Origin of the sequence: Duganella levis (assembly GCF_009857605.1) — a bacterium.
GTDB classification, from domain to species: domain Bacteria; phylum Pseudomonadota; class Gammaproteobacteria; order Burkholderiales; family Burkholderiaceae_D; genus Rugamonas; species Rugamonas levis.
In genome coordinates, this window is the sequence record NZ_WWCT01000018.1 from 143785 (window position 1) to 162980 (window position 19196).

Annotated in this window: 23 protein-coding genes; 17 read left to right on the plus strand and 6 right to left on the minus strand. The window is 63.4% G+C overall.

The window, feature by feature from the left end; genetic code table 11:
* Window positions 1-6 precede the first annotated feature (6 nt).
* Window positions 7-279, plus strand: coding sequence for an oxidative damage protection protein (locus GTP69_RS20860; protein ID WP_161043868.1), 273 nt, complete (start codon window positions 7-9; stop codon window positions 277-279).
* Between the two features lie 42 nt (window positions 280-321).
* Here GTP69_RS20860 and rpiA read toward each other — a convergent pair whose 3' ends face one another.
* Complete coding sequence (gene rpiA / locus GTP69_RS20865; RefSeq protein ID WP_161056647.1) at window positions 322-999, minus strand: ribose-5-phosphate isomerase RpiA; 678 nt, start codon at window positions 997-999, stop codon at window positions 322-324.
* Between the two features lie 189 nt (window positions 1000-1188).
* On the opposite strand from rpiA, the gene GTP69_RS20870 reads away from it, so the two are divergent.
* The 4 genes from GTP69_RS20870 to GTP69_RS20885 are packed head-to-tail and all read left to right on the plus strand — an operon-like array spanning window position 1189 to window position 3621.
* On the plus strand, window positions 1189-1560 hold the full coding sequence (locus GTP69_RS20870; RefSeq protein ID WP_161056648.1) for a response regulator: 372 nt from the start codon (window positions 1189-1191) through the stop codon (window positions 1558-1560).
* 2 nt (window positions 1561-1562) lie between these two features.
* Complete coding sequence (locus tag GTP69_RS20875) at window positions 1563-2201, plus strand: chemotaxis protein CheC (protein ID WP_161056649.1); 639 nt, start codon at window positions 1563-1565, stop codon at window positions 2199-2201.
* Window positions 2198-3139 carry a sensor domain-containing diguanylate cyclase gene (locus GTP69_RS20880; protein WP_161056650.1) on the plus strand — a complete coding sequence of 314 codons (942 nt, stop codon included), beginning with the start codon at window positions 2198-2200 and terminating at the stop codon, window positions 3137-3139. The genes GTP69_RS20875 and GTP69_RS20880 overlap by 4 nt, the downstream gene beginning before the upstream one ends.
* A gap of 5 nt (window positions 3140-3144) precedes the next feature.
* Complete coding sequence (locus GTP69_RS20885; RefSeq protein WP_161056651.1) at window positions 3145-3621, plus strand: DUF6265 family protein; 477 nt, start codon at window positions 3145-3147, stop codon at window positions 3619-3621.
* Here the strand turns inward: GTP69_RS20885 and GTP69_RS20890 are convergent.
* Complete coding sequence (locus GTP69_RS20890; protein WP_229261068.1) at window positions 3603-4436, minus strand: helix-turn-helix domain-containing protein; 834 nt, start codon at window positions 4434-4436, stop codon at window positions 3603-3605. The two genes, GTP69_RS20885 and GTP69_RS20890, sit on opposite strands and share 19 nt — an antisense overlap.
* Before the next feature lie 95 nt (window positions 4437-4531).
* Between GTP69_RS20890 and GTP69_RS20895 the strand changes: the two genes are divergently transcribed.
* The 5 genes from GTP69_RS20895 to GTP69_RS20915 all read left to right on the plus strand — a co-directional run bounded on the left by GTP69_RS20895 (window position 4532) and on the right by GTP69_RS20915 (window position 7402).
* A complete protein-coding gene (locus GTP69_RS20895) occupies window positions 4532-5941 on the plus strand; it encodes a cytochrome P450 (RefSeq protein WP_161056652.1) in 1410 nt (469 codons plus the stop codon).
* A gap of 44 nt (window positions 5942-5985) precedes the next feature.
* Window positions 5986-6276, plus strand: coding sequence for a BrnT family toxin (locus tag GTP69_RS20900; RefSeq protein WP_161056653.1), 291 nt, complete (start codon window positions 5986-5988; stop codon window positions 6274-6276).
* Window positions 6260-6478, plus strand: a complete 219-nt coding sequence (locus tag GTP69_RS20905; protein ID WP_161056654.1) for a BrnA antitoxin family protein — start codon at window positions 6260-6262, stop codon at window positions 6476-6478. The genes GTP69_RS20900 and GTP69_RS20905 overlap by 17 nt, the downstream gene beginning before the upstream one ends.
* Before the next feature lie 68 nt (window positions 6479-6546).
* On the plus strand, window positions 6547-6858 hold the full coding sequence (locus GTP69_RS20910; RefSeq protein ID WP_161056655.1) for a hypothetical protein: 312 nt from the start codon (window positions 6547-6549) through the stop codon (window positions 6856-6858).
* Window positions 6859-7195: 337 nt separating this feature from the next.
* Window positions 7196-7402, plus strand: coding sequence for a phytanoyl-CoA dioxygenase family protein (locus tag GTP69_RS20915; protein ID WP_229261076.1), 207 nt, complete (start codon window positions 7196-7198; stop codon window positions 7400-7402).
* 6 nt (window positions 7403-7408) lie between these two features.
* Here GTP69_RS20915 and eda read toward each other — a convergent pair whose 3' ends face one another.
* Both eda and edd read right to left on the minus strand, forming a co-directional pair.
* Window positions 7409-8032, minus strand: coding sequence for a bifunctional 4-hydroxy-2-oxoglutarate aldolase/2-dehydro-3-deoxy-phosphogluconate aldolase (eda, locus tag GTP69_RS20920; protein ID WP_110844671.1), 624 nt, complete (start codon window positions 8030-8032; stop codon window positions 7409-7411).
* A gap of 2 nt (window positions 8033-8034) precedes the next feature.
* On the minus strand, window positions 8035-9960 hold the full coding sequence (gene edd / locus GTP69_RS20925) for a phosphogluconate dehydratase (protein WP_161056656.1): 1926 nt from the start codon (window positions 9958-9960) through the stop codon (window positions 8035-8037).
* A gap of 225 nt (window positions 9961-10185) precedes the next feature.
* On the opposite strand from edd, the gene pgi reads away from it, so the two are divergent.
* Both pgi and GTP69_RS20935 read left to right on the plus strand, forming a co-directional pair.
* Window positions 10186-11838: a glucose-6-phosphate isomerase gene (gene pgi, locus GTP69_RS20930; protein WP_161056657.1), complete on the plus strand. Its 1653-nt coding sequence runs from the start codon at window positions 10186-10188 to the stop codon at window positions 11836-11838.
* Entirely contained in the window at window positions 11835-12719 is an 885-nt protein-coding gene (locus GTP69_RS20935) for an SMP-30/gluconolactonase/LRE family protein (RefSeq protein ID WP_229261069.1), read from the plus strand. Before pgi ends, GTP69_RS20935 begins: the two co-directional genes overlap by 4 nt.
* Window positions 12720-12779: 60 nt before the next feature.
* Here the strand turns inward: GTP69_RS20935 and GTP69_RS31740 are convergent, their stop codons facing one another.
* Together GTP69_RS31740 and GTP69_RS20945 are read right to left on the minus strand one after the other, a co-directional pair.
* Window positions 12780-14222, minus strand: coding sequence for a methyl-accepting chemotaxis protein (locus tag GTP69_RS31740; RefSeq protein WP_161056658.1), 1443 nt, complete (start codon window positions 14220-14222; stop codon window positions 12780-12782).
* A gap of 103 nt (window positions 14223-14325) precedes the next feature.
* A complete protein-coding gene (locus GTP69_RS20945) occupies window positions 14326-14529 on the minus strand; it encodes a hypothetical protein (protein ID WP_161056659.1) in 204 nt (67 codons plus the stop codon).
* 3 nt (window positions 14530-14532) lie between these two features.
* On the opposite strand from GTP69_RS20945, the gene zwf reads away from it, so the two are divergent.
* The 5 genes from zwf to GTP69_RS20970 all read left to right on the plus strand — a co-directional run.
* Entirely contained in the window at window positions 14533-16005 is a 1473-nt protein-coding gene (gene zwf / locus GTP69_RS20950) for a glucose-6-phosphate dehydrogenase (RefSeq protein WP_161056660.1), read from the plus strand.
* A 6-nt stretch (window positions 16006-16011) separates the two neighbouring features.
* Window positions 16012-16866, plus strand: a complete 855-nt coding sequence (locus GTP69_RS20955; protein WP_110844686.1) for an SIS domain-containing protein — start codon at window positions 16012-16014, stop codon at window positions 16864-16866.
* A gap of 38 nt (window positions 16867-16904) precedes the next feature.
* Window positions 16905-18365, plus strand: coding sequence for an ATPase domain-containing protein (locus GTP69_RS20960; protein ID WP_308494446.1), 1461 nt, complete (start codon window positions 16905-16907; stop codon window positions 18363-18365).
* 9 nt (window positions 18366-18374) lie between these two features.
* On the plus strand, window positions 18375-18773 hold the full coding sequence (locus GTP69_RS20965) for a response regulator (protein ID WP_229261070.1): 399 nt from the start codon (window positions 18375-18377) through the stop codon (window positions 18771-18773).
* A gap of 3 nt (window positions 18774-18776) precedes the next feature.
* Window positions 18777-19196: EamA family transporter (locus tag GTP69_RS20970; protein ID WP_161056661.1), on the plus strand; the 420-nt coding region annotated here is incomplete at its 3' end.

Here is a 19196-nt window from a genome sequence, read left to right on the forward strand (position 1 = left end):
ACCCATATGGCCCGCACCGTTCAATGCATCAAACTCAACAAGGAAGCCGAGGGCTTGGACTTCCCGCCGTATCCGGGTGAACTGGGTAAGAAGATTTATGAGTCGGTTTCCAAAGAAGCCTGGGCTGCGTGGCTCAAGCACCAGACCATGCTGGTTAATGAAAACCGCCTGAACCTGGCCGATCAGCGCGCCCGCAAGTACCTGGCGACGCAGATGGAAAAACACTTCTTCGGCGACGGCGCCGATGCGGCACAAGGCTATGTGCCGCCTGCGGACTAATTCGCCGCCTACTCCCCGGCCGCGCCGGGGAGTCTCTCCAGCTTAGAACTTCAGCGTCTTCACGCCTTCCGCAGTGCCCAGCAGGCAGACATTGGCGCCACGCGCCGCAAACAAACCCACCGCAATCACTCCGACGATCTGGTTGATCTGCGCTTCCAGCGCCTTCGGATCGGTAATCGACAGTCCCGCCACATCCAGCAGATAGCCGCCGTTATCGGTCACAAACGCTTCGTCCGTGCCCGGCTTCATGCGCAGTTTCGGCGTGCCGCCCAGCTTGACCAGCTCACGCGCCACCGACGCGCGCGCCATCGGGATCACTTCCACCGGCAGCGGGAACTTGCCCATCACGTCCACCAGCTTGGAACCGTCGGCGATGCAGACGAACTGCTTGGCCACCGAGGCGACGATCTTCTCGCGCGTCAGTGCCGCGCCGCCGCCCTTGATCATGGCGCCGCTGTTATCAATTTCATCAGCACCGTCGATGTAGACGGCGATCTCCGCCACATCATTCAGGTCGAACACTTCGATGCCATGGCCGCGCAGGCGGGCCGCAGTGGCTTCCGACGACGCCACGGCGCCCTTGATGTCGCCCTTGATCTTGGCCAGTTCGTCGATGAAGAAGTTGGCGGTGGAGCCGGTGCCGACGCCGATGATCTCGTTTTTTACCACATAGTCAATGGCGGTGCGGGCTACGGCTTGTTTCAGTTCGTCTTGGGTCATGATAAATACATAAGAGAGGGGAAATCGGATGGCGCTATTTTACCACCCCGTTTTTTGCCTAAAAATTGCGCACGGACAACACCGTGCAATAAGCGTATAAACGTAACAACACCTGTGATCAGTCAGGCCACTGAGTATGCGAGAATGGACATAGCGCATGCCTATAAAAAGATCGCCGGGGAAGAGACCATGACCAGCACCAAAACTGTTCTGATAGTCGACGACAGCCGCGTCTCGCGCATGATGGCGCGCCAGTACATCGTCAGCATGCACGCCGACTGGATCGTCGAGGAAGCCGGCACCGGCGAGGAATCGCTGCTCAAGGCGCGCAGCACCCCGCCCGACCTGATCCTGATGGACGTCAACATGCCCGGCATGGGCGGCATCGCCGCCGCCGAGCAGTTGCGCCAGGAATTCCCCGCCATCCCCATCTCGCTGCTGACCGCCAACGTGCAGACGGCCACGCGCGAACGCGCCGCCGCCATGGGCATCGGCTTTGTCGAAAAGCCGATCACCGAGGCGCGCATCGCGCAGCTGGTGGCCACGCTGGAAGCGGCGTAATCATGTTCACGCTGAGTGAACTGGAAAACGATGCGCTGATCGAGATCTTCAATATCGGCGTCGGCCACGCGGCGGCGTCGATGAGCGCGATCGTCAACGAACCGGTGCGCATGTCGGTGCCGTCGATCAGCTTCATTCCGCGCGCCGAGGCGGCGCGGCTGCTGGGCGCGAATGGACAGGACGCGGCGCCGGAGCGCATCTGCGGCGTCAGCCAGCATTACGCCGGCGCCTTCGAGACCGAAGCCATCCTCATGTTCCCCGAAGATAAAAGCCTGGAGATCGTGCGCCTGATGGTGGGCGAAGCGGTGCCGCTGAAGGAGCTGACCGACATGGAGCAGGAAGCCATGTGCGAGATCGGCAACATCATGCTCAACTCCTGCGTCGGCACGCTGGCCAACATCTTCCAGCGCGAGCTGCAAGGATCGCTGCCGCAGTACCACGTTGGCACCAGCGACGAGATCCTCACCGCCACCGCCTCCGGCAGCCAGGCCAACACCGTGGTGCTGATGCTGCACATCGACTTCCTGCTGGAGAAGCACCAGATCCACGGTTACGTCGCCTTCGTGCTGGCCATCTCGGCGCTGCACGACCTGAAAGACCAGATCAACCTGTACATCGCGCGCGTCATGGGGCAGACATGAACTCCTCACGTCTGCCCCTGCTGGAAAGCGTGTTCTGCGCGGTGAACGTGGGCGCCATCGTGCTCGATCACCAGCGTCGCATCGCGCTGTGGAATGCGTGGATGATCAAACATTCCGGACTGGCGCACGAGCAGGTGCTGGGACAGGACTTCTTTGCCGTCTGCCCGGAGCTGCGCGGCGGCCGCGTGGACGCCGCCATCCAGTACGCGCTGTACAACAACTTCCCTTCGCTGCTGTCGCAGACGCTGAACAAGGCGCCGTTCCCGCTGTATGTGCGCGATGAGCGCATCCAGCAGGCGGTGGAAGTTACGCCGCTGGAGGTGGACGGCGCGCCGCGCCACTGCCTGATCCAGGTCACCGATGTCAGCATCGCGGTAACGCGCGAGAAGCTGCTGCGCGAGCAGGCTATGGTGCTGCGCTCGCAGACGTTTGCCGACGGCCTGACCGGCATCGCCAACCGCCGTCACTTCGACGTGGCGATGGAGAAGGAACACCGGCGCGCCAAGCGTGGCGGCACGCCGCTGTCGCTGCTGATGATCGACATCGATCACTTCAAGGCCTACAACGATCACTACGGCCACCAGAAAGGCGACCAGTGCCTGATCCAGGTGGCGGCCGCACTGGCGGATATGCTGAAGCGCCCCTGCGACCTGATGGCGCGCTACGGCGGCGAAGAGTTTGCGATGATACTGCCGGAGACCGACGTCGATCAGGCGCTGCTGATGGCGGAGTCGATCCGCGCGCGGGCGCAGGAGCTGGCGATACCGCACGAGCGCAATACCGATCCGTCGCAGCTGGTCACGGTCAGCATCGGCATCGCCACGCAAAAGAGCGACACGCCGGTGGAAATCGACGCCCTGATCGGCGCCGCCGACCGCGCGCTGTACCAGGCCAAGCGCAATGGCCGCAACCTGATTGCTTCAATGCTTCCCACGTGAGGACCATGATGCGTAACCTGCTGCTCTCCCTGATGCTGGTGTCGGCCGGCGTCCACGCCGCGCCTATCGACCAGCTTTCGTGGCTGGCCGGCTGCTGGAGCGCCGATGGCGGCGAAGCCGGTTCGGTCGAACAATGGACCGCACCGGCCGGCGACTCGATGATGGGGATGAGCCGCACGCTCAAGGGCGGCAAGGTGGCCAACTATGAATTCATGCGCATCACCACCGCCAACGATGGTACGGTCATCTTCCACGCGCAGCCTTCCGGCCAGGACGGCGCCAGCTTCACCGCCACTACGCTGACGGCGACAGAGGCGGTGTTTGAAAACCCCGGCCACGACTTTCCGCAGCGCGTGATCTACCGCTTCGAAGCGCCGTCCCGGCTGCGCGCCAGCATTGAAGGCACGATCAAGGGCGCCGTCAAACGCATCGACTTTCCCATGACGCGCGCGGCCTGCGGCGGTCAGGTCCAGACGCGGTAAATCCAGTAGCTTTCGTCGCTGGAGGCCAGCACGCGCGCCAGTTCCAGCGGCGTGCGGCCGGTGATTTCGCGCGCCTCGCGGCAGAAATGCGCCTGGTCCGAATAGCCGCCGCGCGCGGCGATGTCGGACCACACGGCTTTGCCGGACAGGTAATCCTCACGCGCCTCAAAGAAGGTGTGCTCGGCGCGCTGGCGGCGCAGCAGCTTGCGCATCGGCTGTCCGGCACGGGCCTTGATGCGGCGCTCGATATTGCGCACGCCGCGTCCCAGCGCGGTGTCTGCGACCTCGGTGGCCAGGTGGCGTACCCAGTCGCCGGCGATGGCGCCTGCGCCACCGGGACGCGCGACCTGCCAGCGTGGCTCCAGGAAGTTGTCGACCAGCGCCAGCCGCGTGGCATCGTCCGGCGCCGCCAGTACCGCATCGGCCAGCGCCTGCCACTCGGGGCCCAGCGCCTTGATGTCATCCCAACGGTCCACCCACTCCGCCACGTCGATGCCGCATAGCGCATGCAGCGCGTGCGGATAAAACATCACCATCAACATGCGCACCGGGCCAGGATTGTAGGTGGTGATCGGGCGCGTCTGCGGTCCGCCGAAGACGGCGCGAAAGCGTTCCTGCGGCGCGTTCTCAGGCAACAGCACGTCCGTGTCGCCTTCGATGTAAAACGTCACCCAGCAATGCGGCGTGGCCGGATAGTGATTGAGGCGGTCGCCATCGCTGGCCAGCGGCATCTCCACCGTGCTGCGAACGATGGTCGCCCGCACGCACGATGCCAGCGATTTGCGCGGGAAAATCAGTCGGGTCGTAGGTTCCATGCCAAACAGTTTATACCAGGAGCCGATGTCGGAATCATTCAATACAGCGATTTCAGTCAGGCGCACACTGGGTCATCGTCAACCGAGGAGCAGCCATGTACAACACCATCGCAGCCGAACTTCGCCACATCACCGACCTGCCCGGACCACGGCCATGGCCACTGGCCGGCAACCTGCCGCAGATAACGCCCACGCGATTGCATCAGGATCTGGAGGGCTGGGCCAGGCAATACGGGCCGCTGTTCAAGATCAGCTTTGGCCGCACGCAGATGCTGGTGGTGGCGTCACATGAACTGGTGAACGCGGTGCTGCGCGACCGGCCGGATGGCTTCCGCCGCCCTTCCATCACCGCTACCGTATCCGATGAAATGGGCGGCCGTCCCGGCTTGTTCCTGGCCGAAGGCGCGGCGTGGCGCGACCAGCGGCGCATGGTGATGACGGCGCTGGCGCCGCATGCGGTGAAGGCGTATTTCCCGTCGCTGGTAACGGTGGGCCTGCGGCTGCAACAACACTGGCAGCGGGCCGCGCGCGACGGCCGCGTCATCGATTTGACCGAGGATTTGAAGCGCTTCAGCGTCGACATCATCGCCGGGCTGGCGTTTGGCAGCGACGTCAATACCATCGACGGCGGCGAGGATGTGATCCAGCGTCATATGGACATTGTGCTGCCGGCGGTGGCGCGCCGCTCGATGGCGTTATTCCCTTACTGGCGCTATGTCAGGCTGCCGCAAGACCGCCAACTGGACACCAGCCTGCTGGCGCTGAACCAGTCCATCGATGGCCTGATCGCCACCGCCCGCGCGCGGCTGGCGGCGGAACCGGAGCGGCGCGCGCGGCCGGCCAATTTGCTGGAAGCGATGATCTGCGCGGCCGATGAAGGCGGCAGCGGCGTCGATGACGTGGCGGTGGCCGGCAACGTCGCCACCATGCTGCTGGCCGGTGAGGACACCACCAGCAACACGCTGGCATGGATGCTCTATCTTTTGCATCAAAATCCCGCTGCGATGCAAAAGGCGCGCGAAGAAGTGCTGCGCGTGGCGCCCGAGCCACGCGCATTCACCATTGAGCAGATGGACGGGCTGGATTATCTCGACGCCTGCGCGCAGGAAGCCATGCGCCTCAAGCCGGTGGCGCCGTTCATACCGCTGGAGGCGCTGCGCGACAGCGTGGTCGGCGATGTGCAAGTGCCCAAGGACAGCCTGGTATGGTGCGTGATGCGGAACGACAGCGTATCGAACGACTTCGTCGCCAACGCCGCAGACTTCCATCCCGAGCGCTGGCTGGCCGGCGCAGCGCAGCCGATGAACAAACAGGTATCGATGCCCTTCGGCGCGGGCGTGCGCACCTGTCCGGGACGGTATCTGGCGCTACTGGAAATCAAACTCGCCAGCGCGATGCTGCTATCGAGTTTCGACATCGCGTCAATCGGCACCGCCAGCGGCGCGGAACCACAGGAACTTGACGGCTTTACCATGTCGCCAATCGGCTTGCAGATGCGGCTTTGACCAAGCACAACACACTGGGCTTCGCTTGACTATATAGATAGTCGATGCATAATCAATTCAACGACGTCGAATTCGATCCGAGAAAAGAGCGAGCAAATCTGCGCAAGCACCGGGTCAGTTTTACTCAGGCCGAACAAGCGCTATACGACCAACTCGCCATTACCACCGAAGACACTCGGATCGCTAATGAGCAGCGCTTTTCAACGCTCGGCGCTGACGCCAGTGGAAGAGTTCTGATCGTCATTCATACACCGCGCGGCACACACACTCGACTGATTTCCGCGCGCAAGGCCAGCAAAGGCGAAGCGGAGCAATATTATGCGCAAAGATTATGATTTCAGCAAAGGACAACACGGTCCCGTATTATCCACAGAAGGAAAAACCCACACCTCAATCTGGCTGGATGATGACGTCTACGCCTTCTTCTGCACCAAAGCACAGGCACAGGGACGTGGTTATCAAGGCTTGATTAACGACACTTTAAGAGAAACGATGAAACACAGCGCGATACCTCCCCAGGAATCTGAACACTACTGATTTGCAAGCATATTTCGCGTGCTCGGTAAGCATGCTACGCTGATCCCGTGTATCAACGGAGGAGCGCGATGCGGTTTAAATTTGAAACCAAGCGGCATGGACGATGCTATGCCGAGAGCGAGCATGATGACGACAGCATTCGGGTCGAGATCTGGTACGACGAAAACACCGATCCAAAACGCGTCGAGTACCTGTTGCACATCCGGGACGAACCGCCGCCCAAGCAGATCACCGAAGCCGGCGCACTGCAGGACGCGACCCGCATCGCCATCAACCACTTCCACGCCACCAAAACCAAGGACGGCGACGAGTTCGAGATGCACTGCAGCCGCATCACGCAACGCTGGCCCGGCACGCTGTACAACAAGCTGGGTGGCTAAGTGAAGCAAGGTTACACGACGCTGCCAGACATGCTGGCTCCCGCGCGCTTGCAGGCACTGGATGCGGCGCTTGGCGAAGCGCCCGAGAACTCGCGGCTGATGTTACAGCTGGGCTGGTGCAGAGAGCTGGCCGAGGAAGTACGCATGCAGCTGGTTGCCGCTGGACTGATTTCGGAGGACTATGTCGCCGTCCAGTGCACCTACTTCGAGAAATCGCGCGGCCATAACTGGCTGGTGGCGCTGCATCAGGACTTGAGCATTCCCGTCAAAGCGCGGCCTACATATCGATGCATGCGGGCCGGAAGACGGCGCGCTGAAAGTCATCCCCGGCTCGCACCTGAACGGACGGCTGGACGAGGACGACAAGGCGCTGGCGAAAGCCGGCACGGAAGCGGTGTTATGTCCGGTCGCCCAAGGCGCCGGCATGGCGATGCGCCCGCTGCTGCTGCACGCGTCATCCAAAGCGACCGGCAGCAGCCGCAGGCGCGTGCTGCATTTCCTGTTCGGCCCACCCGCACTGCCCTTCGGCCTGGAGTGGGCCTGACGACAATTAACGCAGGCCGCTGGCGGCTTTTGCCAGGTCGGTGATGCGGCCCCAGTCGCCGGCGGCGATGGCGTCTTTTGGCGTCAGCCACGAACCGCCCACGCAGGCGACGTTCTTCAGCGCCAGGAATTGCGACGCCGTCTCTTGCGAGATGCCGCCGGTTGGGCAGAAGGTGACGTCCGGCAGCGGGCCGTTGATCGCGCTCAGCATGCCAACGCCGCCCGCCGGCACCGCCGGGAACAGCTTCAGTTGACGGAAGCCTTGTTCACGCGCCGCCATCACTTCCGACGGCGTCATCACGCCAGGCAGCAGCGGCAGGCCGCTGCTCTTGGCGGCGGCGATCAGCGCAGCCGTCAAACCAGGCGACACGCCGAACACCGCACCCGCATCGCGCGCGGCGGCAAATTCTTCCGGCTGCGTCAGCGTGCCGACGCCGACGATGGCGCCTTCCACCGCGCTCATCGCCTTGATCGCGCCCAGGCCATGCTTGGTGCGCAGCGTGACTTCCAGCACGCGGATGCCGCCGGCCACCAGCGCTTTCGCCAGCGGCACGGCATGTTCAGGGTCGTCAATCGCGATCACAGGGATCACGGCCGAGGTACGCATAATGTCGAGCAGAGTCATGGTCATGATTAGGTTGCTTTCTTCGTCGAGAAATCTTCGTCGGAACCCGGCACGGTGTTACCGACCGGTTCTTTGTCATGCAGGCCCACCGTGGTGCCAATCGGCGACGGCAGCGGGAACGTGGTCGCGCCCTTCTCGGCTTCGCACACGCTGTTGCGGAACATCGAGAACAGTTCGCGGCCCATGCCGATCTGGTTGATCGACATATCGGCATGCGCCATCGAGCGCGCGTGCCATACAGCCGAATCGACCAGCGCTTCCAGCGTGCCGGTTTCGGCGCACACCTTGATGATATCGCCATCGCGCACCAGGCCCAGTGGACCACCGGCCAGGATCTCCGGCGACACGTGGATCGCCGCCGGCACCTTGCCCGACGCGCCGGACATGCGGCCGTCGGTCACCAGCGCCACTTTGCGGCCGGCGTCTTGCAGGTTGGCCAGCGCCGGGGTCAGCGCGTGCAGTTCCGGCATGCCGTTGGCGCGCGGGCCCTGGAAGCGCAGCACGGCCACGAAGTCGCGGTCCAGCTGACCGGTCTTGTACGCGTCCATGAAGTCTTCCTGCGAATTGAACACCAGCGCCGGCGCTTCCACCGTGCGGTGATGCGGCTTGACGGCCGATACCTTCATCACGGCGCGGCCCAGGTTACCCTGCACCAGCACCATGCCGCCGTCCGGCGAGAATGGATTGTCGTGCTTGCGCAGCACTTTTTCGTCGCCCGATTCCGCCGGCGATGGCTTGAACACCACGCCTTTGTCGCCCTCACCCAGGAACGGCTCGGCGCAATGCTTGCTCAGGCCCTTGCCCAGGATGGTGGTGACGTCGTCGTGCAGCAGGCCGGCGGCCAGCAGTTCGCGGATCACGAAACCGGTGCTGCCGGCAGCGTGGAAGTGGTTCACGTCCGCTTCGCCGTTCGGGTAGATGCGGCACAGCAGCGGCACCACTTTCGACAGCTCGTCGAAGTCGTTCCAGTCGATCACGATGCCAGCCGCCTTGGCGATGGCCGGCAGATGCAGCGTGTGGTTGGTCGAACCGCCGGTGGCCAGCAGCGCGACGATCGCATTAACGATGGCCTTCTCGTCGACCACATGGCCGACCGGGATGTATTCGTTGCCCTGATCCGAAATGACGGCGGCGCGTTGTGCGGCGGCCTTGGTCAGTTCATCGCGCAGCGGCGTGTTCGGGGTGATGAAAGCGGCGCCCGGCAGGTGCAGGCCCATGACTTCCATCAGCATCTGATTGCTGTTGGCGGTGCCGTAGAAGGTACAGGTGCCGGCACCGTGGTAGGACTGCGACTCGCCTTCCAGCAGTTCGGCGCGGCCAACCTTGCCCTGCGCGTACAGCTGGCGGATCTTGGCTTTCTCGGAATTGGACAGGCCGGTGGTCATCGGGCCGGCCGGCACGAACACCGCCGGCAGGTGGCCGAAGTGCAGCGCGCCGATCAGCAGGCCCGGCACGATCTTGTCGCACACGCCCAGGTAAACCGCCGAGTCGAACATATTGTGCGACAGCGCGATGGCGGCCGACATGGCAATCGCGTCACGCGAGAACAACGACAATTCCATGCCCGGCTGTCCCTGCGTGACGCCGTCACACATGGCAGGCGTACCGCCGGCAAACTGCGCTACCGCACCGACTTCGCGCACGGCTTGTTTGATAATCTCAGGGTAGCGCTCGAACGGCTGGTGCGCCGACAGCATGTCGTTGTAGGCCGAAATAATCGCCACCGATGGCTTCTTGATCTCTTTCAGCACCAATTTATCGTTGGCGGGGAAAGCGGCAAAGCCGTGTGCCAGATTGGTACAGGCCAGCGTGCCGCGCTGCGGGCCGCCTTTGACGCGGGCCGCTTCGAGATGCGCCAGATACGCGCCGCGCGAAGGTTTGCTACGCTGAATAATGCGATTGGTGACAGTTTCCAGGACTGGATGCAACGCCATGATCGTTCCTTATGAATGGATTCCGTGAAATTTTACTACAAAATCGTGAAACCCGCCGCCCTTTCTATATAGTTGGCAGGCTTCGGCTGGCTTGCGCTGGCGATTAACAACACGGCATAACCATCCGTTTTACAGGCGTAAATATTCGGGCACCGCATGCAAACCGTAGTGAATTTACCTGTTTTTCCTGTATCATTAGATCATCCTTCCCCATCTGCCAACATTATGCGCCAGCCTGCACTCACTTCCACTGCCAGCTTCCAAGCCCTCGAATCCCACGCTGTTGATGCCAAACACTGGCAACTGCGCCAGTTGTTCGCCAGCGACGCACAACGTTTCCCGAAACTGACGGTCGACGCCGCCGGCCTGTTCCTGGACTACTCCAAGAACCGCCTGGACGCCACCACCGTCGGCCTGCTGCTGGACCTGGCCCGCGAGCGCGGCGTGGAAGCCCAGCGCGACGCCATGCTGCGGGGCGAGAAGATCAATCTTACCGAACAACGGGCTGTACTGCACACTGCATTGCGCATGCCGCGCGGCAAGAAACTGGTGGTGGACGGCCAGGACGTCAACGCCGACGTCCACGCGGTGCTGGACCACGTCAAGGAATTCACCGACCGCGTGCGCAACGGCCAGTGGCTGGGCTACAGCGGCAAGCCGATTACCGACATCGTCAACGTCGGCATCGGCGGCTCGGACCTGGGCCCTAAGATGGCGGTGCTGGCGCTGCGTTCGTACGCGCATCCGCGTCTGAAAATGCACTTCGTCTCCAACGTCGATGGCCATGACATGGATGCGGCGCTGGCGCAGGTCAACCCGGAAACCACGCTGTTCATCATCGCCTCCAAGACCTTCACCACCGCCGAGACCATGCTGAACGCCACCAGCGCGCGCAACTGGTTCCTGCAAAACGGCGGCACGGCGGACAATCTGGCCAAGCACTTCGTGGCTGTCTCCACCAACACCAAGGCGGTGGCGGAATTCGGCATCGACACCGCCAATATGTTCCCGTTCTGGGACTGGGTCGGCGGCCGTTATTCGGTATGGTCGGCGATTGGCTTGTCGGTAGCGCTGGCGGTGGGCTTCGGCTACTTCAGCGACTTCCTGGCCGGCGCGCACGCCATGGACGAACACTTCCGCGAAGCGCCGCTGGAACAGAACATGCCGGTGCTGCTGGCGATGACCGGTTTCTGGAACCGCCAGTTCCTCGACTGCGGTTCGCTGTCGATCGCGCCCTACCATCAGGACCTGAACCGCTTCGCCGCCTACCTGCAACAGCTGGACATGGAATCCAACGGCAAGCGCGTGACCCGCAACGGCGCCGCAGTGGATACGCCCACCTGCCCGGTGGTATGGGGCGAGTGCGGCACCAACGCGCAGCACGCATACTTCCAGCTGCTGCACCAGGGCACCGACATCGTGCCGATCGACTTCATCGCCGCACTGCGCGCCACGCATGACCTGCCGGGCCATCACGATGCGCTGCTGGCCAACTGCTTCGCGCAATCGGAAGCCTTCATGACCGGCAAAACCGCCGACGAAGTGCGCGCCGACCTGGCCGGCCAGAACCTGAGCGACGACCAGATCGAAGCGCTGGTGCCGCACAAGACCTTCCCTGGCAACCGTCCATCCAACACCATCCTGATGGACCAGCTGACGCCGGGCGCGCTGGGCGCCTTGATCGCGCTGTACGAGCACAAGACCTTTGTGCAGGGCGTGATCTGGGACGTCAACAGCTTTGACCAGTGGGGCGTGGAGCTGGGCAAAGTCCTGGCCAAGAACATCCAGTCGGAACTGACCGGCGAAGTCAAACCGGAACGTCACGACAGTTCGACCAATGGCCTGATCTTCATGGCGAAAGCGGCGCAACACATATGATTACGGTAGCCTACGATGAAGTAATGCAGACCGGCGAATGCCCGCTGTGGCATCCGCAGGAACAGGCGCTGTACTGGGTAGATATCCCCGCCTTCACGGTGCACCGTCTCGACCCGGCCACTGGCGCGCACCGCGCGTGGAAGCTGACCAGCGAACCGGCCACGCTGGCCATCAGTGACCAGGGCGGTCTGATTGTCGCCATGCGCAGCGGCTTCGCGCATCTGGACACCAGCAGCGATGAGGTCAAACTAACCGAGATCGTGGCGGCGCCGTACGATCAATCGATCACCCGTTTCAACGACGGCCACGTCGATCCTGCGGGCCGCTTCTGGGTCGGCACCATCTACGAGCCGCGCGACAAGCCGGCAGCCGAGATGTACGTGCTGGAACAGGGCAAGCTGCGCCAGGCCTGGGCCGGCGGCATGACCAACTCGAATGGCCTCGGCTTCAGCCCGGACCAGAAGACCATGTACCACGCCGACACCGCCGCTCACCGCGTCTCGCGCTACGACTTCGACGTCGCCACCGGCACCGTCAGCAATCAGCAAGTGCTGCACCAGTTCTCGGCCGACAAGGAGAACAACTACGGCGGCCGTCCAGACGGCGCGGCGGTCGATAGCGAAGGCAATTACTGGGTCGCGATGTTTGAAGGCGCGCGCATCGCCAAGCTGTCGCCGCAAGGTGAACTGCTGGATGAAATCAAGCTGCCGGTGCGTTGCCCGACCATGCCGGCCTTCGGCGGTCCGAACCTGCGCACGCTGTACGTCACCAGCGCCGGCGCCCGTCCGGCAGCCGAGCTGGAACAGTACCCGTTGAGCGGCAAGCTGCTGGCGATCCAGATGGACGTCGCAGGCCGTATCGAGCCAAGCTACAAGCAGTAAATAATCGTCCGTCAGAGGGCGGAATGCAGCCGGCCGCCCTCTCACCGGCACGATTCACCGTCAACGCGGTAGCGCCCGCGCGCCGCCGACTTCCAGCTTGAAGGCCGACACCAGTTGCGTCAGATGCTGCGCTTCCTGTGCCAGCGCATCTGCCGCCGTGGCATCTTCTTCCACCAGCGCCGCGTTCTGCTGCGTGTTCTCGTCAAATTCCACGATGGCGCTGTTGATGCGCTCGATACCTTCGTTCTGTTCCTGATTGGCGTTGCTCATCTCGCCCATGATGGCCGTCACGCGCTGCACGCTGTCCACCACTTCCAGCATGGTGGCGCCGGCTTCTTCCACCAGCTTGTTGCCGCCCTCCACCGTCTGCACGGTATTGCTGATCAGTTCCTTGATTTCCTTGGCCGCCGCCGCCGAGCGGTGCGCCAGGCTGCGCACTTCCGACGCCACCACCGCAAAGCCCCTGCCCTGCTCGCCGGCGCGCGCCGCTTCCACCGCCGCGTTCAAGGCCAGGATGTTGGTCTGGAAGGCGATACCGTCAATCACCGAGATAATGTCGACAATCTGCCGCGACGAGGCGTTGATCTCGCCCATGGTATCGACCACCTGCCGCACCGCTTCACCACCCTTGGCGGCGATGGTGGACGCGCTCTGCGCCAGCTCATTGGCCTGGCGCGCGCTTTCGTTATTGGCGCGCACGGTGGCCGCCAGCCGCGCCATCGACGCCGCCGTCTGCTCGATACTGCCGGCCTGCCGCTCGGTGCGGCGCGACAACTCGGCGTTGCCCTGGGCGATCTCGCCCGAGGCACCGGCGATGGTATGCGCGCCATCGCGCACGCCGGCGATGGTGTCGCGCATCGTCACCAGCATGTCCAGCAGCGAGCGTGCCAGCCGGCTGCGCGGCTTGGCCTCGGCGGCAGACAGGTCGATGCGGCCCTCAATCGCGGCCAGCGCGGCGACGATGCTTTCCAGTTCGCCGGCCTGGTTGGCGGCGCGACGCAGTATCGTGGCCAGGAAAATCAGCACCGCCGATTCCACCACCACGTAGGCCGCATGGATAAACACGGTCGACAGTTGCGGCCGGGTGAAGCACATCACGCCGTAGTTCCATTCCTGCAGATAGTGAAAACTCAGGTGGTGCACGGCAATCACGACCGCCGCGACAACGATCGGCCGCCAGTCGCGGTAAGCCAGCAAAAAGGCCAGATAGACGAAGATACCGAAGTGCAGCTCGGTCAGCCCGGCGCCCTGATGAATATTCAGCGCCGCAAACACCATCACTGCCACCGCCACCGCGCAGCGCGTCAGCAGCGAACCGGGCGCCGTGTAGTGCAGCGCACTCGGCACACCGGCCGCCGGCAGGCCGATCAGCAGCGCCAGGTGCCAGGTGTCGTGCAGTCCCGCCAGTGCCAATGAAAACAGCTGCAATGCCCATAGAACGCAGAGCATCATCTTGTCAGCTTGCACGGCAATTGCCTGCAAAGGGTCGTGTCGCTTGGTCATGAATCACTCCACGCCGGACCAGTCTGCACAACGCGACTGCACGCGATGACGGGCCAGCTTATAATTTGTGTGATGGCATACAGGATGCAACCCATTATAGAGCTTAGTTTGCCCCGTGGAAATTCAGCGCAGCAGCAGGCGCGGAGCGCGCAACACTAGCATCATGGGAGCCGGGACGAGCCGGTGCTGCCATAGGAATATGTAGTAAAATTTCTTGCAAACCGCTCTTATAAGTAGTAAATTTACATTGGCGGCCGCAGCCAGCTCGCGGCCATTCCTTCGGCACTTTTTTTGCGACGATTTTCATACTATGGCTCTTTCCGATTTTGATCTGGTTCTGTTTGGCGGCAGCGGCGATCTGGCGATGCGCAAACTACTGCCCGCGATGTACGCTCGCGATGTGGCCAAAGACCTGCCTGCGACCGCCCGCATCATCTGCGTCGGCCGCGCGGACGCCAGCCAGGAAGAATTCCTGCAAACCGTCGAGACCACCTCCAAGCCCCTGATCAAATCGCCGGCCGTAACGCCGACCGACTGGGACCGCTTTACCAAACGCATCGTCTACGTCTCGCTCAACGCCACCGACGCCGCCAGCTACAAGCCGCTGGTGGAAGCGCTGCGCAAGGACGAGGCCATCACCAAGGTCTACTACCTGGCCACGCCACCGGCGATCTTCTCGCAGATTTGCGAAGCGCTGAAGGAAAACGGCCTGGTCACGCCGAACTCGCGCGTGGTGCTGGAAAAACCGCTGGGCCGCGACCTGGCCTCGGCCAAGCAGATCAACGCCGAAGTCGGCAAGGTGTTCGAGGAATCGCAGATCTACCGCATCGACCACTACCTGGGCAAGGAAACCGTGCAGAATCTGCTGGCCCTGCGCTTCGGCAACATCCTGTTCGAGCCGCTGTGGCGCCGCGAGTGGATCTCCGACGTGCAGATCACCATCGCCGAGAAACTGGGCGTGGGCAACCGCCTGGGCTACTACGACACCTCCGGCGCGCTGCGCGACATGCTGCAGAATCACCTGCTGCAACTGCTGTGTATCGTCGCCATGGAACCGCCGACCTCGATTTCGCCAGACGCGGTGCGCGACTCCAAGCTGCAAGTGCTGCGCTCGCTGAAAAAATTCACGCCGACCACGCTGGCGCAAAACATCGTGCGCGGCCAGTACCGCGCCGGTCACGTCGACGGCAAGGCCGTGCCGAGCTACCGCGACGAACCGGATGCGCCGGAACATTCGCGCACCGAAACCTTTGTCGCCATGAAGGCGGAAATCGACACCTGGCGCTGGGCCGGCGTGCCGTTCTACCTGCGTACCGGCAAGCGCATGGCCGACGGCCTGGCGGAAATCGTGGTGCGCTTCAAGCAGATTCCGCACTCGATCTTTGCCCAGCCGACCAACAGCTTCCAGCCGAATTCGCTGGTGATCCGCCTGCAACCGGACGAAGGCCTGCGCATGAACCTGATGGCGAAAACGCCGGGCGACGGCATGCGTCTGAAACAGGCCGAGCTGGAACTGGACTTCCGCGAGCAATTCAAATCGCCACGCATGGAAGCCTACGAGCGCCTGCTGCTCGACGTGCTGCGCGGCCAGCTGACGCTGTTCATGCGCGGCGACGAACTGGAAGCGGCGTGGGAATGGGTCGAGCCTATCCTCAACAACTGGGAAGCGGACGACAGCTACCCGCTGCCGTACGCCTCCGGCACCTGGGGTCCGGCTGCGGCCTCCGCGCTGATCGGCCGTGACGGCCTGCAATGGCGCGAAGAAGTGCTGCCTGAGGACTGAGCCTAGATGCTGTTAGATTCCATCCGCACCCAACTCGACTCGCTCTCCAAATCGGAGCGCAAGGTGGCGTTGGCCGTGCTCGAACATCCGACGCAGACGGTCAACCAGAACATCACTGCGCTGGCCAAGAACGCCCAGGTGTCCGAACCGACCGTGGTGCGTTTTTGCCGCACGCTGGGCTATGACGGCTGGCATGAGTTCAAACTCAAGCTGGCCCAGGGCCTGGCGCTGGCCTTGCCGGGCCTGAACGAACAGCCGACCCAGGACGACCTCGCGGCCGACCTGGTCAACAAGATTTGCAGCCGTTCGATCAATACCCTGCTGGACCTGCGCAACAACCTCAACCCGGAGCAGATCCAGAAGGCGCTGGACATCCTGTCCAAGGCCAACAAGATCGAGTTCTACGGCCAGGGCACGTCCGGCATTGTTGCCGCCGACGCCCAGCACAAGTTCTTCCGCTCCGGCGTGCCGACCGTGGCCTATGCCGACCCCCATATCCACAGCATCGCCGCAGCGCTGCTGCGCACCGGCGACGCGCTGGTGGCGATTTCGCAGCGCGGCAACAGCCCGTCGCTGGTGCGTTCAGTCAAGCTGGCCAAGCGCGGCGGCGCCGAAGTGATCGTGCTGGCGCCGTCCGGCACGCCGTTGGCCGACCTGGCCACGGTGCTGATCCCGATCGACCTGATCTTCAACATCGACCCGTACACGCCGATTTCGGCGCGCCTGGCCTACTTGGTGGTGATCGACGTGCTGGCGGTCGGCCTGGCGCTGCAACGCGGCCCGGAATTCCGCAAGAAAATGCAAAACGCCCAGAAAGCCTTGCAGGAGTTCGACCTGCAGTTCGATTCCTTTATCGGCTAGGCGGCTTCACGGCGGGTGTGCTACAGTGCGGAGATTATTTGCCGCATCTACAACTTTGCGCCATGCACAACCGCCCTTCCCAGCGCATCCCCCTGCTCAGCACCCACGTTCCCGGCTTCGATGACATCCTGGGCGGCGGCTTTCCCGCGCACAGTCTGTACCTGATCCAGGGCCTGGCCGGCAGCGGCAAAACCACGCTGGCGTGCCAGATCGGTTTCCAGCATGCGCAACAGGGCAAGAAAGTCCTGATCCTGACGCTGATCGCCGAAACCCACGGCAAGATGCTCAACCACCTGAGCAACTTCTCTTTCTTCGACGAAGAACTGGTGGGCGAACGCATCGTCTTTATCGGCGCCTACAGCGACCTGCTCAAGGGCGGCCTGCGCGCGCTGCTGAAATCCATCGCCGCCACGCTGGCCGAGCAAAAGCCGGACATCATGATCATCGACGGCTTCCGCACCGTGCGCGAGGCCAAGCCGTCGGATGTGGCGCTGTCCGAATTCATGCTGTCGCTCAATTCGCTGGTGTCGACCATGGAATGCACCACCTTCCTGCTGTCGCCGACCGAAGGCAACCAGGCCGATTCCGAAAATACGCTGGTCGACGGCTTGATCGAACTGAGCCAGTACGAGCGCGGCCTGCAACTGATCCGCGAGATCAAGGTCTTCAAGCTGCGTGGCAGCAAGCACCTGCTGGGCCGCCACGTGTTCGAGGTGGGCGAGGACGGCGTCGCCATCTATCCGCGGCTGGAAGCGGTCAGCAGCCTGTCGCCGGCGATGCCGACGGCCGCCGCCGGCCGGGTCAGCTTCGGCATTCCCGGCTGGGACGGCATGACCAACGGCGGCGTGGCGCAAGGCTCCACCACCGCCCTGCTCGGCAATCCCGGGGTCGGCAAGACACTGATGGGGCTGCACTTCATCCACGAAGGCTTGCAGCGCGGCGAGAAAGCGCTGATCGTCGGCTTCTACGAATCGCCGCAGCGGCTGCTGGAAAAAGCCCGCAGCATCGGCATTGACCTGGCCACCTACTTCAGCAACGGCGCGCTGCAAATCATCTGGCACCCGCCGCTGGAAGTGCTGGTCGACAGCCTGGCCAACGGCCTGCTGCGCAACATCGAACAGCGCGGCGTGACGCGGCTGCTGATCGACGGCATCGACGGCCTGCGCGAGATCGTCATGCACGAAGGCCGTTCGCGCTCGCTGATGGCGGCGCTGGTCAACGAACTGCGGGTGCGCAACGTCACCACCTTCTTCACGCAGGAACTGCCTTACTTCGGCAACGGCCAGGTGGAGGGCGACGTCGCCGCCTCGGTGCTGTTTGAAAACATCATCCTGCTGCGCTATGTGGACGTGGCCGGCATCAACCTGCGCCAGATCGGCGTGCTCAAGCTGCGTGAAAACGGCTACGACGCCGCCAACCATGTGCTGCTGATTTCCGATCAGGGCATGAGCATCGACGGACCCGTGCCACCTACCGCGCCGACCGTGCTGAACCGATAGCGTGCGGCCATGAGCGATGATTCCGCACTCATGGACAGCAACCCGGATGGCAAGCTCATTCTGGTAGTCGACGACGAGTTCGACGTCCTGTCGGCCTACACCATGCTGTTTGAATTTCGCGGCTTCCGCGTGCGCAGCGCCGCCAATGGCGCCGAGGCGCTGACAGTGGCGCGGCGCGAGCGGCCGGACATCGTGGTATCCGACTACATGATGCCGGTCATGAACGGCGCCGACCTGTGCGTCGCATGGCGCGCCGATCCGGCGCTGGCCAGCATCCCGTTCATCCTCACCAGCGCCGGCATCCTGCCGCGCGACCTGCTGCCGCCGTACGACCTGTTCTACCGCAAGCCGGTGTCGTTCGACACGCTGCTGGCCGCCATCAACCAGTTGATCGCGCGACCGGAGTAAGCGTTGGCCGGCGAGATCGTCACCGTCGTCCTGCTCGCCGCGCTGCTGCACGCCAGCTGGAATGCGCTGGTCAAGGCCGGTCCCGACAAATACCTGAGCACCCTGCTGGTGGCCTGCGGCGCCGGCCTGGTGTCGCTGCCGCTGCTGCCGTTCGCCGCCCTGCCGCACGCCGACAGCTGGCCGTGGCTGGTGGCGTCGGCCTGCTGCCAGGTGATCTACTACCGGCTGCTGGCGGCCGCCTACCGCCACGGCGACATGAGCCAGGCCTATCCGCTGATGCGCGGCGCCGCGCCGCTGCTGGTGGCGCTGGCCAGCGTGCCGCTGCTGGGCGAACGGCTGCATCTGCGCCAGGACATCGCCGTCATGCTGATCTGCGGCGGCGTGCTGACGCTGACCATCCTGCGCGGCGCCCGCGCCGGCGCC

Excerpts from the sequence above, each read along its gene's own strand:
- GTP69_RS20870 (WP_161056648.1), top strand. The coding sequence starts at position 1,189 with ATGACCAGCACCAAAACTGTTCTGATAGTCGACGACAGCCGCGTCTCG.
- GTP69_RS20890 (WP_229261068.1), bottom strand. The coding sequence starts at position 4,436 with ATGGAACCTACGACCCGACTGATTTTCCCGCGCAAATCGCTGGCATCG.
- GTP69_RS31740 (WP_161056658.1), bottom strand. The coding sequence starts at position 14,222 with ATGACCAAGCGACACGACCCTTTGCAGGCAATTGCCGTGCAAGCTGAC.
- GTP69_RS20910 (WP_161056655.1), top strand. The coding sequence starts at position 6,547 with ATGCGGTTTAAATTTGAAACCAAGCGGCATGGACGATGCTATGCCGAG.
- GTP69_RS20935 (WP_229261069.1), top strand. The coding sequence starts at position 11,835 with ATGATTACGGTAGCCTACGATGAAGTAATGCAGACCGGCGAATGCCCG.
- GTP69_RS20965 (WP_229261070.1), top strand. The coding sequence starts at position 18,375 with ATGAGCGATGATTCCGCACTCATGGACAGCAACCCGGATGGCAAGCTC.
- GTP69_RS20885 (WP_161056651.1), top strand. The coding sequence starts at position 3,145 with ATGATGCGTAACCTGCTGCTCTCCCTGATGCTGGTGTCGGCCGGCGTC.
- GTP69_RS20905 (WP_161056654.1), top strand. The coding sequence starts at position 6,260 with ATGCGCAAAGATTATGATTTCAGCAAAGGACAACACGGTCCCGTATTA.
- eda (WP_110844671.1), bottom strand. The coding sequence starts at position 8,032 with ATGACCATGACTCTGCTCGACATTATGCGTACCTCGGCCGTGATCCCT.
- GTP69_RS20880 (WP_161056650.1), top strand. The coding sequence starts at position 2,198 with ATGAACTCCTCACGTCTGCCCCTGCTGGAAAGCGTGTTCTGCGCGGTG.
- GTP69_RS20900 (WP_161056653.1), top strand. The coding sequence starts at position 5,986 with ATGCATAATCAATTCAACGACGTCGAATTCGATCCGAGAAAAGAGCGA.
- edd (WP_161056656.1), bottom strand. The coding sequence starts at position 9,960 with ATGGCGTTGCATCCAGTCCTGGAAACTGTCACCAATCGCATTATTCAG.
- GTP69_RS20875 (WP_161056649.1), top strand. The coding sequence starts at position 1,563 with ATGTTCACGCTGAGTGAACTGGAAAACGATGCGCTGATCGAGATCTTC.
- GTP69_RS20955 (WP_110844686.1), top strand. The coding sequence starts at position 16,012 with ATGCTGTTAGATTCCATCCGCACCCAACTCGACTCGCTCTCCAAATCG.
- pgi (WP_161056657.1), top strand. The coding sequence starts at position 10,186 with ATGCGCCAGCCTGCACTCACTTCCACTGCCAGCTTCCAAGCCCTCGAA.
- GTP69_RS20860 (WP_161043868.1), top strand. The coding sequence starts at position 7 with ATGGCCCGCACCGTTCAATGCATCAAACTCAACAAGGAAGCCGAGGGC.
- zwf (WP_161056660.1), top strand. The coding sequence starts at position 14,533 with ATGGCTCTTTCCGATTTTGATCTGGTTCTGTTTGGCGGCAGCGGCGAT.
- rpiA (WP_161056647.1), bottom strand. The coding sequence starts at position 999 with ATGACCCAAGACGAACTGAAACAAGCCGTAGCCCGCACCGCCATTGAC.
- GTP69_RS20945 (WP_161056659.1), bottom strand. The coding sequence starts at position 14,529 with ATGAAAATCGTCGCAAAAAAAGTGCCGAAGGAATGGCCGCGAGCTGGC.
- GTP69_RS20895 (WP_161056652.1), top strand. The coding sequence starts at position 4,532 with ATGTACAACACCATCGCAGCCGAACTTCGCCACATCACCGACCTGCCC.